The sequence below is a fragment of the Mycobacterium colombiense genome (assembly GCF_003284975.1).
Lineage (GTDB): Bacteria > Actinomycetota > Actinomycetes > Mycobacteriales > Mycobacteriaceae > Mycobacterium > Mycobacterium europaeum_A.
On the sequence record NZ_QMEU01000123.1, the window covers coordinates 1 to 11738 of the forward strand.

The following is an 11738-nucleotide window of genomic DNA, read 5'->3' on the forward strand; positions in this document are numbered from 1 at the left end:
GCTCGCCGAGCTGGGTTGAGGCACGCCGGTGACGGTCCTGGTCGTCACCGGCACCGACACCGGGGTCGGCAAGACGGTCGTCACCGCCGCGCTGGCCTGCCACGCCCGTCAGGCCGGCATCGACGTGGCGGTGTGCAAGCCGGTCCAGACCGGCGTCGATGCCGGCGACGACGACCTCGCCGAGGTGGCCCGGCTATCCGGGGTGACGCAGTTGGCAGGGTTGGGCCGCTATCCGCTGCCGATGGCGCCGGTGGCCGCCGCCGAGGCGGCCGGAATGCCGCTGCCCACCCGCGAGCAGCTGCTGGCGCTCATCGGGGAGCTGGACCGGCCGGGGCGGCTCACACTGGTCGAGGGCGCCGGGGGGCTGCTGGTCGAGCTCGGCGAAAACGGTGTGACCGCACGCGATCTCGCCGTCGCGCTGGGCGCGGCGGTGCTGGTCGTGGTCGGCCCGTCGTTGGGCACTCTCAACCACACCGCGCTGACCTTGGAATCGCTTGCCGCGCATAATGTTTCGTGCGCTGGTCTGGTCATCGGCAGTTGGCCCCGGCGGCCCGGCGTGTTGGAGACGACGAATCGGTCCGCGCTGGCCCGGCTGGCCGCGGTGCGCGCCGCGCTGCCCGAAGGGGCCGCAGCGCTGGACGCCGCCGGCTTCGCGGCGCTGTGCGCCAGGGCTTTCGACCGCGACTGGGTTGCCGCGCTGGTCGGCTGATGGTTCACTCCATCGAGCTGGTCTTCGACGGCGACACCGAGGCGGCGATCCGCAACATCTGGGAATCGTTGGCCGCGGCGGGAATCCCCAGCCAAGCCCCGGCCAGCCGGCCGCACGTGACCCTGGCCGTGGCCGAAGGCATCGCGCCCGACGTCGACGAGCCGCTGCGCGCGGTGAGCGAACGGCTGCCGCTGCCCTGCGTCATCGGTGCACCGGTGTTATTCGGCCGCGCCAGTGCGGTTTTCGCGCGGCTGGTGGTGCCGACCGAAGAGCTGTTGGCCCTGCACGCCGAGGTGCACCGCTGCTGCGGGCCGCATTTGCGGCCGGGACCGATGCCCAACAGCCTGCCCGGCCAGTGGACCGCGCACGTCACGATGGCGCGCCGCGTCGGCGGCGCCCAGCTCGGCCGAGCGCTGCGCGTCGCGGGCCGGCCCGCCCAGATCGAGGGCAGCTTCGCGGGTTTGCGCCGCTGGGACGGCAACAAGAAGGTCGAGCACTTGATCGGCGGTTAACCCCCGAAGAGTAGATACAAACCGGTGAAGGTGTAGCCGACCATGACCAGCATCATCGTCAGCTGGCCGGTGAGTTGATGGCCGGTGGGCAGCAGCCGCAGCGCCTTATCGTGGGCCGCGATCACCGCGACGATGTGCCCGGTGACCACGCAGGTCACCTTGACCGCCGCGAGCACCGGCGGGTGCATGGACAAGACGTACGCCACATGCAGGTGCGCCAGGCCGAGCAGGTTCCAGCCGTGGCCGAACGGGTCGGCCAGGGCGAACACCGCCTGCTGTCCGCGCTCCACCAGGTAGGACAGGTAGTGGGCGAAGATGTAGCCCACCACAATCGGGATCAGCGAATGCGCCATCTGGCCGGGCAATTCGCGACGCTGCTGCGCGCTGACGCCGCCGGTGGCGCGCGCGGCGAGCGAAAAGGTCACCGCCACAACGCAAATGAAGACGATCAGCCCGACGGTGCGCAGCATCGACGACGCCAGCGTGGGAGGCGCGCCGAATTCGCGGGTGAGCTGATCGGAGAAGCCGCGCCACGTCGGCGACGATGAGAAGCTGTCGAACGCCGTCGAGCCCAGCAGCACCGCCAGCAGGACCACCACGCCCGGCCGCACCGGCAGCGACGGCAGATGGTCGAGCGGGTTTCCGACGACGATCTGCCGCGTCTGCGGGTTGCGGCGAAACGGCGAGAGCCGGGAGACGGCCACGCTGTACACGCCGAACGGGTCGGCGCGGGCCAGCCAGCGCTGCCCGCACAGCCAGGCGCCGGCCAGCATCAGCACCGCATAGCAGGCGATCCACGCCCTGACCCAGGGCAGCGACGCCGAGTTCGGGCTGGCCAGCTCCATCCAGACGAAGGCGAACAGGCCGAAGGCGGCGGGCCGATAGCCCCAGCCTTCCGGGTAGGACAGCCGCGGTCGGCCTAGCCGTTCCGGGGTGACGCGCCGCAGCAGCAGATACACCGTGCGCATCGGCGAAATCACCCGCCACACCGGCCCGATGATCAGCGACACCGCCACCAGCCCGACCCAGAGCAGCACGTAGAACGCGCCGAGCAGCCCGTTGGCCTCCGATTCCGGACCCCACACCCCGGCGGCCACCACCCAGGCCGCGAACAGCAGGGCCAGCCCGGCCGCGAACCCTCGCGTCACCCGGGAGTCGACGACCCTCGTCAGCGCCGTCGGTAGGGGCCGGCCCGGCTTGTGCGGATCAAACCGCGGCCGGCGCCACGCGAACGCCACGAGGGCGAAGGTGAACGTCAAAGCCCATGCCGCCCCGACCATCGCGTAGGCATAGGGCACCGGCAGATCACCCGAACCACCGAGCCCGTGCGCGAGCACCACCGCCGCGGCGGCGGAGCTCACGGCTGCACTTGGATGGTTGCGATGGTGCGGTCCAGATGATGCAGCTCCACCGCGACGTTGCCCGGAACGTCGACGGCGAATCCGAACGTCTGGTTGGGGGCGGCCTGGACCGCGAACTTGTGATCGGGCGTCGAATGCACGTGCAGCTCGTCGGTGGCGTCGCTGGTCACGTGCAGGGTGATCTGCTGATGCACCTTGGCCTGCAGCGTGGCGTTCGTCGGGGTGACCTGACCGTGGGCGATGGTCACGTCGACGGTCAGCGGTGCCGCCGGCGACTTGTCAGCCGAACCACCGCAGCCGACCAGACCGCACATCAGCGCCGCCGCCCATGCCGTGATGAGGGTGCCGCGAAGGGTCATGGGTTCACGCCGCCCGCGGGATCGGCTGCTTGTCTTCCACCGGTTCCGGCTCGGCGAGGGAGTTGTTGAGCCGGCCGGCGCCCCAGGTCAAGCCGGCGATCACCATGAGCGTCAGGAACAGCACCACGATCCCACCGGCGGTGAACAACCAGGCCGGCGCGCTTTGGTCGCGTTCACGCTGCAGGATGGTCACTTCCAGGACGAACGGCCGCGTGCTCGACGTCAGCGCGGGAACCTCGGGGGCCGGGATGGCGGCGTCCGCCGGTTCCCAAATCGGCACGGCCGTCATCGTGCGGCCGTCCTGGACCCGCAGCAGGGTCTTCCAGTCTCCCCACACCGGAACCGGCAGGGTGGACCGGTAGTGCCCCGGCCCGACCTTGGCGAGCCGGTCGATGATCAGGCCGCGGTCGTTATTCATGCGGCCCTGCCAGGACAGGATCGTCAGCCAGTCCGGATTGTCGCTGACCATGTCGGCGGGCAGGAGTTGGACGTCGGCCGACACCATGCGCTGCCCTGGGGCGCTGGGCAGGTCGGTCAACGTGATGGTGGCGTTGTTCTTGCTCGGCACCAGGATGTGCAGGCCGTTGGCCACCGCGCCGCCGATCACCAGCACCGTGGCCACCACCACCGAGATGCCGATGGCGCGCCTGGGGAGGCGCTGTCCGGTGAGCACCATGCCGAACATGGCGCCGCACATACCCATCAAGACCGCAACGGGCACGGCCGTCGCCAGGGCCTCGCCCCACATGGTGATCGGCCAGGGGTAGTGGTAGACCGCCGCGATCCACAGCGACTCCAGCCAGAGCCCGATCGTGCCCACTCCCAGCCCGGCGACCGCGCCGAAGACGACGGGGCGCTTGAACACTGGCGTCAGCGCGATCAACTCGACGGCCAGCGCGGGGCCGAGGTAGAGCGGGAACCAGTTGGTCGGGGCGCCGAGTATCGGCCCGACCAGCAGGGCGACGCCGCCGCGCAGGGCGATGGCGAAGACGGCCGCGATGACGGCCGCTCCCCGGCCCATGGTGATGCGGGCGGCGACCGCCGCCAGGGCGGCCGCGCCGGCGATCAGCATCGGTTGGAACACCAGGCGGAATTGCGGGACGCCGAAGTCGAACTCGATCTGATACACCGACAAGCCGATGAACAACCCGCCGAAAGACAGGTAGCGCAGGAAGGTGATGAAGGCGCCGTGGTAGACGTCCTCGCCTTCGTCGGCCTCACCCTCGCGCTCCAGCATCAGCACCGCGAACAGCGAAAAACAGGCCCCGCCGATCATCATCAAATGCGTTGGGCCCCAAAGGGTTACATCCTGGCCGAAGATGCGGTGCCAGATGTCGTCGAGCGGGAACCCGATCATCGCGTACAGCCCGCAGCCGGCCATCAGTACGCCGCCCACCGGCGCGTGCCAGTTCCGCGTGATCCGCACCGCGGCCGGGCCGGGCTGGTCGAACGGCAGCACGACCGCCGTCATGCCGCCCAGGAAGATGCCGAACAACCCGATGATGATGAAGTAGTGCGCCGGGTTGGCCAGTGGGCCCGGGTCGCGGCCGTTGCCGATATGCCAGCTGACGTCCCAGATGAACCCGAACAGCGCGCAGATGATCGATGTGGTGAACACCAGGACCGGCAGGGCAACCCAACCGGGCCGGTGGAATTTGTCACCCACCTTGTCGGCGACCCGGGTCAGCCATTCGATGCGATGGGTGCGGTGGGCGTGGCCCACCCACAGCAACAGCAGGGTGATCACCGCCGCGGCGATGGATAGCCCGATCACCTGATTCAGCCCGGCGCCGCGTGCCGGTGCCTCAGCAACAATCGTCAGTTCATTCGACCGCATCGTCGTGCCTCCCAACCGCGCCGGGCTGCCCCGGAGAATCCGACTGAAGTCAACCGCTTATTACTGCCAAGTAGGTTCGTGATTGATTGTTTAATGCCCCGATCCCGGGCTCGTCAATCACGCGTTTTGTCCGGCGTGTCGGCATGGGAGGACTCGGGCGCGGAGCCAGTGGTGTTGCGGCCCTCGCGCCGGTCACGCAGTGCGATGTACAGGATCACCCCGACGACGATCACCGCAGGCAGAAACGCCGGCGCCGCCAGCAGCAAGTAGTGGTGCGCCAGGATTTCGACGTGCACAGTCACCATGGTCGTATACCCATAGGTTGGGCGGGTCCTTCGGCCGTTACCCTACTTTGAACACCTTTTCATTCACCGCTGCCACCACGTGGCAGATGTGTCCCCACGCAGCGGACACGTGAACACGAGAAACAAGCAGGGGAGTACCTGGTGACTCAAGCGGCAACGCGACCGACGGCCGATACGGGCAACGACGAGGACATCCTGGCGTTGGCCCGGCAGCAGGTGCTCGAGGACGGCCAGGGACTGAGCCGGGACCAGGTGCTGCGGGTGCTGCATCTGCCCGACGACCGGCTCGACGAACTGCTGGCGCTGGCCCACGAGGTGCGGATGCGCTGGTGCGGCCCCGAGGTCGAGGTCGAGGGCATCATCAGCCTGAAGACCGGCGGCTGCCCGGAGGACTGTCACTTCTGCTCGCAGTCGGGGCTATTCGCGTCGCCGGTGCGCAGCGCGCGGCTGGACATCCCCAGCCTGGTCGAGGCGGCCAAGCAGACCGCCAAGTCCGGGGCCACCGAATTCTGCATCGTGGCCGCGGTGCGCGGCCCCGATGAGCGGCTATTGGCCCAGGTCGCGGCCGGCATCGAAGCGATCCGCAACGAGGTCGAGATCAACATCGCCTGCTCGCTGGGGATGCTGACGGCCGAGCAGGTCGAGCAGCTCGCCGATATGGGCGTGCACCGCTACAACCACAACCTCGAGACCGCCCGCTCGTACTTCACCAACGTCGTGACCACCCACAGCTGGGAGGAGCGTTGGGAGACGCTGTCGATGGTCCGCGACGCCGGCATGGAAGTGTGCTGCGGCGGCATCCTCGGCATGGGCGAGACCCTCGAGCAGCGCGCGGAATTCGCCGCCGAACTGGCCGAACTGGGCCCCGACGAGGTGCCGCTGAACTTCCTCAACCCGCGGCCGGGCACCCCGTTCGGCGACTTGGAGGTGATGCCGGCGAGCGAGGCGCTCAAGTCGGTGGCCGCCTTCCGCCTGGCGCTGCCGCGCACCATGCTGCGGTTCGCCGGTGGCCGCGAGATCACCCTGGGCGACCTGGGCGCCAAGCAGGGCATCCTGGGCGGCATCAACGCCGTCATCGTCGGCAACTACCTGACCACGCTGGGTCGCCCCGCCGAATCCGACCTGGAACTGCTCGACGACCTGCAGATGCCCCTCAAGGGGCTCAACGCCAGCTTGTAGGCCGACGGCCACGGCTAGGTTGAAGATTGTGGTTGGCGATCTGGGCGCCCTGGGAGCGGCAGTCAGTGCCGGCGTCTACAACGTCTACACCGGGGAATTAGGGGGCACCGCCGTGCCGACAGCGGCCCAGCTGGGCCTTGAGCCTCCCCGGTTCTGCGCGGCATGCGGGCGCCGGATGGTGGTGCAGGTGCGCCCCGACGGCTGGCGGGCTCGCTGTTCGCGGCACGGCGAGGTCGATTCCGCCGATCTGGAGACGCAACGTTGACCGAGCAGACCAGGGCGGACGCCGCCGAGCCGTCCGCGCCCATCACCGCCGCTAGCCGCACGCGCGCGCTCCTGGTGGTGGCGCTTGCGTCGGCGGCGACCGGTTTGGCGATCGGCGGGCTGTGGGCCTTGATCGCCCCGCCGATTCGCGCCGTGGTGGCCCTCACCCGCTCGGGCGAGCGGGTGCACGACTATCTGGGCAACGAGTCCGAGCACTTCTTTGTCGCCCCCGCCCTGATGCTTGGGCTGCTGACCGTGCTGGCCGTGGTGGGCTCGGTCTGGGTGTGGCAGTGGCGCGAGCACCGCGGACCGCGAATGGTCATCGCGCTGTCGGCCGGCATGGTGGGCGCCGCCGCGGCGGCCTCCGCTTTGGGGGCCGGGCTGGTGCGGCTGCGCTACGGCGCGCTGGACTTCGATGCGGTACCGCTGTCGAAATCCCCGTCCGTCGCCTACGTCACGCAGGCGCCGCCGGTGTTCTTCTCCGACGGTCCGCTGCAGATCGCGGTCAGCCTGCTGTGGCCGGCCGGAATCGCGGCCCTGGTCTACGCCGTGCGGGTGGCCGCCGACGCCCGCGACGACCTGGGTGCGTTTCCCCCGCAGCCGGGGCCCGCCGATGCGGTGCCGGTGCGAGCGGGAGGCGCCGAAGCGCCCGTGTCATAGCGGACGGCGGCCGATCTTGCGGCCCGTGACGACCTTGGCCGCGATCTTCATCAGCCGCGCCATGCCGACGTAGGTCATCGGGTTGAACATCGTCGGCCACGTGGTCCGGACCAGGTGATCGGTCAGCGGGCGGCCTCCGAAGCGATCCGTCAGCCAGCGCAGCGCCATCGGCGCCGACAGCGGATGCAGCATCATGTGCTCGTTGAAGGCGTCGCGGTGGTACGTGACCCGCGCGCCGCCGGCCGAATACGCGTCGGCCAGCACGTCGATGTCGTGGACGTCGATCAGGTAGTCGTGCACGGCCTGCACGATCAGCACCGGTGGCGTCGGCACGGCGGCGCCCAGCTTGATGTGGTCGAAGACGTGCGTGATCTCCGGGGTGGACAGGATCTGCTCGAGCGGCTCGTCGAGGTAGTCGCCCATGTCCTTGCCGGCCATCCGCACGACGGCTTCCACCGTCGTCATCTTCTCCAGCGAGTCGAGCAGCGCGCGCCCCTCCTCGTTGGTGTGCTCGCGGATCACCCGGTCTAGATCGGGGTAGATGTGCGCGAGCGCGGCCACCACGAGCGCGGGCAGCCCCGACAGGAAGCTGCCGTTGAGCCGGCGGAAGGTGTTGCCCAGGTCCCCGACGGGCGAGCCCAGCACCGCCCCGACGATGTCCAGTTCGGGCGCGTACTCGGCGCACATCTCGGCGGCCCAGGCGCTGGCCAGTCCGCCGCCGGAGTACCCCCACAGCCCGATGGGCGCCGCGGCGGACAGACCGAGGCGCTCCGAACTCAATGCGGCCCGGATGCCGTCCAGGACGCGGTAGCCGGGTTCATACGGTGCGCCCCACAGGCCGCGCAGGCCCTCGTGGTCGGGCACGGAGACGGCCCATCCCTCGGCGACGGCGGCGGTGATCAGGAAAAGCTCGAACTGGCCGATCGCGCCCAGCGCCTTCGCCCGGCGCCGCAGCGCGTAGGACGGGAAACAGCGCGACGAGACGGCGTCGATCGCGCACTGGTAGGACAGCACCGGGCAGGGACGGCCCGGGGCCAGTTCGGCCGGGACGATCACCGTCGTGGCGGTGGCCTCCGGCTCGCCGTTCATGTCCATCGTGCGGTACAGCAGCTGGACGGCCTTGATGGGCTGCGGGATTAGGCCCAGGAAGGCCAGCTCGACGTCGCGCGAGCGCAGCACCGTCCCGGGTTCGGCGTGCTGAAAGCCCAGTGGCGGCTGGTAGAACGGGTCGTCCGAGGGCAGCAGCGGACGAACCTTGTGCTGCAGTTCCTCGTGTGGCGGGCGGGCGATCCATTCCGCCCCCTGCGTGCCTGCCAGGTTGCCGAGCTCAGCCATTGAGGCTCCCTTCGTGGCCACCCGGCATTCTTGCGTACGAACGGCAGGTAACCAAAACACAATCGCCGCACTGTGAGCGACTTCTCGTCACACAGCCAGGTCAGACGCGATTCACCCCCACGTCGCCCGCCTTTCGCCCAAGCCTAGCCTGGCGACCCGGGCGGCCTTAGTGCGGCGAACTCGTCGGTGACCCGCAGCGCCGCGTCGGTGAACCGGTACAGCGCGGCCGGGCGTCCGCCGCTGCGGCCGGATTGCGCGATGGTGCCGGTCGCCGTGATGACACCGCGCCGGGCCAGCACCCGCTGCAAGTTCGTCGCGTCGACCTGATAGCCCAGCGCGGCGCCGTAGATGTCGCGCAGCGTGGAAAGCGCGAATTCCCTTGGAGCCAAAGCAAATCCGATGTTGGTGTAGGACAGTTTCGCATTCAGCCTGGTGCGGGCGTTGTCCACCATCTGGCCGTGGTCGAAGGCCATCGGCGGCAGGCAGTTCACGGGGTGCCAGCGGGTGTCCGGCGGAAGTTCGGGGCTGGCGGGGGAGGGCACCAGGCCCAAGAAGGTGGACGCGATCACCCGGGCGCCGGGCACCCGCTGCGGGTCGGAGAACACCGCGAGTTGTTCCAGGTGCGCCAGCTCCTTGAGGTCGACCTTCTCGGCGAGCTGGCGCCGCACCGAGGTGATCATGTCTTCGTCGTTGCGCAGCCGACCGCCCGGCAGCGACCACTTGCCCTGTTGTGGATCCTGGGCGCGCTGCCATAACAGCACGTTCAGCTGCGGTTTCACCGCGTGGCGTCCCTTCGTAACCTGTTCGCCCGCTTCGCGAACCTGGAACACGACCGCGAGCACTTCGTGGGCGGTGCTACCATGGGCCATGTTTTCGATTATAAGTCGAAAACCTCCTGGGCTGAAAGGAGCCGCCATGACGGTTATCAATCGCATGGACACGCTCGCCGAAAGCATGATCGCCGACATCACCAACTCGCCCGCCGGTTACGCCGGGGTGGCCGGGGACGAGCAATGGGCCGCCGAGGTTCGCCGCCTGGCGAAGCTGCGCGGTGCCACCGTGCTGGCGCACAACTATCAGTTACCCGAGATCCAGGACGTCGCCGACCACGTGGGCGACTCGCTGGCGTTGTCGCGGATCGCCGCCGAGGCGCCCGAGGACACCATCGTGTTCTGCGGGGTGCACTTCATGGCCGAGACGGCCAAGATCCTGAGCCCGGCCAAGACCGTGCTCATCCCGGACCAGCGCGCCGGCTGCTCGCTGGCCGATTCCATCACCGCCGACGAACTGCGCGCCTGGAAGGACGAACACCCCGGCGCGGTCGTCGTCTCTTACGTCAACACCACGGCGGCGGTCAAGGCGCTCACCGACATCTGCTGCACCTCGTCCAACGCGGTCGAGGTCGTCGAGTCCATCGACCCCGACCGCGAGGTGCTGTTCTGCCCGGACCAGTTCCTTGGCGCCCATGTCCGTCGCATGACGGGGCGCCAGAACCTGCACGTGTGGGCGGGCGAATGCCACGTGCACGCCGGGATCAACGGCGACGAACTCAATGACCAGGCCCGCGCCAATCCCGACGCCGAGCTCTTCGTGCATCCCGAATGTGGTTGCGCCACTTCGGCCTTGTACCTCGCGGGCGAAGGCGCCTTCCCGCCGGACCGGGTGAAGATCTTGTCCACCGGCGGCATGCTGGAGGCCGCAAACCGGACCGACGCACGCAAGGTGCTGGTCGCCACCGAGGTCGGCATGCTCTACCAATTGCGCCGGGCGGCACCGCAAATCGACTTCCGCGCCGTCAACGACCGCGCCTCCTGCAAGTTCATGAAGATGATCACCCCGGCGGCCCTGCTGCGCTGTTTGGTCGAGGGGGCCGATGAGGTCGATGTCGACCCCGACGTCGCCGCCGCCGGCCGGCGCAGCGTGCAGCGAATGATCGAAATCGGGCAGCCGGGCGGTGGCGAATGATCGCCCGTCCCCAGTGGACGCACAGCGCCGACGTCGTCGTGATCGGCACGGGCGTAGCGGGATTGGCCGCCGCGCTGGCCGCACACCGTGCCGGGCGCAGCGTCGTCGTGTTGAGCAAGGCCGACCAGGCGCGGGGGGCGACCGCCACCCATTACGCGCAGGGCGGCATCGCGGTGGTGCTGCCCGACACTGACGACTCGGTGGAGGCCCATGTCGCCGACACCGTGGTCGCCGGCGCCGGCCTGTGCGACCCGCAGTCGGTGTACTCGATCGTCGCCGACGGGTATGCGGCGGTCGCCGAATTGGTCGGCGACGGAGCGCGATTCGACGAGTCCACGCCGGGCAAGTGGGCGCTGACCCGCGAAGGCGGACACTCCCGGCGCCGCATCGTGCACGCCGGCGGCGACGCCACCGGTGCCGAGGTGCAGCGCGCGCTGGACCACGCGGCCCGCACGTTGGACATCCGCACCGGCCATGTCGCCCTGCGGGTGCTGCACGACGGTGCGGCCGTGACCGGCGTCCTGGTGGGCAACCCGGACGGCTACGGAATCATCAGCGCGCCTTCGGTGATCCTGGCCTCCGGGGGCCTCGGGCACCTGTACGGCGCGACCACCAACCCGGAGGGCTCCACCGGCGACGGCATCGCGCTGGGTCTGTGGGCCGGTGTCGCGGTCAGCGATCTCGAATTCATCCAGTTCCACCCCACGATGCTGTTCACCCCCGACGCCGCGAGCGGACGGCGCCCGCTGATCACCGAGGCCATTCGCGGCGAGGGCGCGAGACTGATTGACTCCCAAGGCGATTCGGTGACCGCCGGCGTCCACCCGATGGGCGATCTGGCGCCCCGCGACGTCGTCGCCGCGGCCATCGATACCCGGCTGAAGGCCACCGGCGATGCCTGCGTCTTCCTCGACGCGCGCCACATCGGCGACTTCGCCAACCGGTTCCCGACGGTGACGGCCGCCTGCCTGGCAGCCGGCATCGATCCCGTGCGCCAACCCATTCCCGTTGTCCCCGGGGCGCATTACAGCTGCGGCGGCATCGTCACCGACGTCTACGGCCAAACCGAGCTGCCCGGATTGTTCGCCGCCGGCGAGGTGGCACGCACCGGACTGCACGGCGCCAACCGGCTGGCGTCCAACAGCCTGCTGGAAGGCCTGGTCGTCGGCGGGCGGGCCGGCAGGGCCGCGGCCGCGCACGCCGCGGCGACCGGGCGGGTGCACGCGGTCGCCCCCGAGCCGCTCGTCCACAC

13 protein-coding genes are annotated in these 11738 nt (G+C 69.6%); 7 read left to right on the forward strand and 6 right to left on the reverse strand.

From position 1 onward, the window contains the following. Nucleotides 1-28 precede the first annotated feature (28 nt). Both bioD and DQP58_RS23335 read left to right on the forward strand, forming a co-directional pair. Nucleotides 29-709, forward strand: coding sequence for a dethiobiotin synthase (bioD, locus tag DQP58_RS23330; RefSeq protein WP_112710532.1), 681 nt, complete (start codon nucleotides 29-31; stop codon nucleotides 707-709). Next, on the forward strand, nucleotides 709-1221 hold the full coding sequence (locus tag DQP58_RS23335) for a 2'-5' RNA ligase family protein (protein ID WP_112710533.1): 513 nt from the start codon (nucleotides 709-711) through the stop codon (nucleotides 1219-1221). The genes bioD and DQP58_RS23335 overlap by 1 nt, the downstream gene beginning before the upstream one ends. Here the strand turns inward: DQP58_RS23335 and DQP58_RS23340 are convergent. From DQP58_RS23340 to DQP58_RS23355, 4 genes are all read right to left on the reverse strand, one after another. Next, nucleotides 1218-2582, reverse strand: coding sequence for a hypothetical protein (locus tag DQP58_RS23340; RefSeq protein ID WP_112710534.1), 1365 nt, complete (start codon nucleotides 2580-2582; stop codon nucleotides 1218-1220). The two genes, DQP58_RS23335 and DQP58_RS23340, sit on opposite strands and share 4 nt — an antisense overlap. Then, nucleotides 2579-2941, reverse strand: coding sequence for a hypothetical protein (locus DQP58_RS23345; protein WP_112710535.1), 363 nt, complete (start codon nucleotides 2939-2941; stop codon nucleotides 2579-2581). The genes DQP58_RS23340 and DQP58_RS23345 overlap by 4 nt, the downstream gene beginning before the upstream one ends. A 4-nt stretch (nucleotides 2942-2945) precedes the next feature. Continuing rightward, nucleotides 2946-4778, reverse strand: a complete 1833-nt coding sequence (locus DQP58_RS23350; RefSeq protein ID WP_112710536.1) for a hypothetical protein — start codon at nucleotides 4776-4778, stop codon at nucleotides 2946-2948. Between the two features lie 113 nt (nucleotides 4779-4891). Further along, nucleotides 4892-5083, reverse strand: coding sequence for a hypothetical protein (locus DQP58_RS23355; RefSeq protein ID WP_112710537.1), 192 nt, complete (start codon nucleotides 5081-5083; stop codon nucleotides 4892-4894). A gap of 141 nt (nucleotides 5084-5224) precedes the next feature. Here DQP58_RS23355 and bioB point away from each other — a divergent pair, with 141 nt between their 5' ends. The 3 genes from bioB to DQP58_RS23370 are packed head-to-tail and all read left to right on the forward strand — an operon-like array spanning nucleotide 5225 to nucleotide 7186. Next, nucleotides 5225-6262 (forward strand): biotin synthase BioB, encoded by a 1038-nt coding sequence (bioB, locus tag DQP58_RS23360; protein WP_112710538.1) that lies wholly within the window; start codon nucleotides 5225-5227, stop codon nucleotides 6260-6262. A 28-nt stretch (nucleotides 6263-6290) separates the two neighbouring features. Then, nucleotides 6291-6527, forward strand: coding sequence for a hypothetical protein (locus DQP58_RS23365; protein ID WP_066864141.1), 237 nt, complete (start codon nucleotides 6291-6293; stop codon nucleotides 6525-6527). Next, nucleotides 6524-7186 carry a DUF2567 domain-containing protein gene (locus DQP58_RS23370; RefSeq protein ID WP_205869523.1) on the forward strand — a complete coding sequence of 221 codons (663 nt, stop codon included), beginning with the start codon at nucleotides 6524-6526 and terminating at the stop codon, nucleotides 7184-7186. The genes DQP58_RS23365 and DQP58_RS23370 overlap by 4 nt, the downstream gene beginning before the upstream one ends. Here DQP58_RS23370 and DQP58_RS23375 read toward each other — a convergent pair. Both DQP58_RS23375 and DQP58_RS23380 read right to left on the reverse strand, forming a co-directional pair. Continuing rightward, nucleotides 7181-8521 (reverse strand): lipase family protein, encoded by a 1341-nt coding sequence (locus DQP58_RS23375; protein ID WP_112710540.1) that lies wholly within the window; start codon nucleotides 8519-8521, stop codon nucleotides 7181-7183. The two genes, DQP58_RS23370 and DQP58_RS23375, sit on opposite strands and share 6 nt — an antisense overlap. A gap of 143 nt (nucleotides 8522-8664) precedes the next feature. Continuing rightward, the gene (locus DQP58_RS23380) at nucleotides 8665-9390 is read right to left on the reverse strand and encodes an NUDIX hydrolase (protein ID WP_112710541.1); all 726 of its coding nucleotides are present in this window, start codon (nucleotides 9388-9390) and stop codon (nucleotides 8665-8667) included. Between the two features lie 46 nt (nucleotides 9391-9436). Here DQP58_RS23380 and nadA point away from each other — a divergent pair, with 46 nt between their 5' ends. Together nadA and DQP58_RS23390 are read left to right on the forward strand one after the other, a co-directional pair. After that, complete coding sequence (nadA, locus tag DQP58_RS23385) at nucleotides 9437-10486, forward strand: quinolinate synthase NadA (protein WP_112710542.1); 1050 nt, start codon at nucleotides 9437-9439, stop codon at nucleotides 10484-10486. Beyond that, the coding region (locus tag DQP58_RS23390; RefSeq protein WP_205869524.1) for an L-aspartate oxidase at nucleotides 10486-11738 on the forward strand (1253 nt) is incomplete at its 3' end. The genes nadA and DQP58_RS23390, both read left to right, overlap by 1 nt.

What these genes read in the sequence shown, in the direction of transcription:
- DQP58_RS23335 (WP_112710533.1), top strand. Translation starts at nt 709, where the DNA reads ATGGTTCACTCCATCGAGCTGGTCTTCGACGGCGACACCGAGGCGGCG.
- DQP58_RS23345 (WP_112710535.1), bottom strand. Translation starts at nt 2,941, where the DNA reads ATGACCCTTCGCGGCACCCTCATCACGGCATGGGCGGCGGCGCTGATG.
- DQP58_RS23350 (WP_112710536.1), bottom strand. Translation starts at nt 4,778, where the DNA reads ATGCGGTCGAATGAACTGACGATTGTTGCTGAGGCACCGGCACGCGGC.
- DQP58_RS23355 (WP_112710537.1), bottom strand. Translation starts at nt 5,083, where the DNA reads ATGGTGACTGTGCACGTCGAAATCCTGGCGCACCACTACTTGCTGCTG.
- DQP58_RS23375 (WP_112710540.1), bottom strand. Translation starts at nt 8,521, where the DNA reads ATGGCTGAGCTCGGCAACCTGGCAGGCACGCAGGGGGCGGAATGGATC.
- DQP58_RS23380 (WP_112710541.1), bottom strand. Translation starts at nt 9,390, where the DNA reads ATGGCCCATGGTAGCACCGCCCACGAAGTGCTCGCGGTCGTGTTCCAG.
- nadA (WP_112710542.1), top strand. Translation starts at nt 9,437, where the DNA reads ATGACGGTTATCAATCGCATGGACACGCTCGCCGAAAGCATGATCGCC.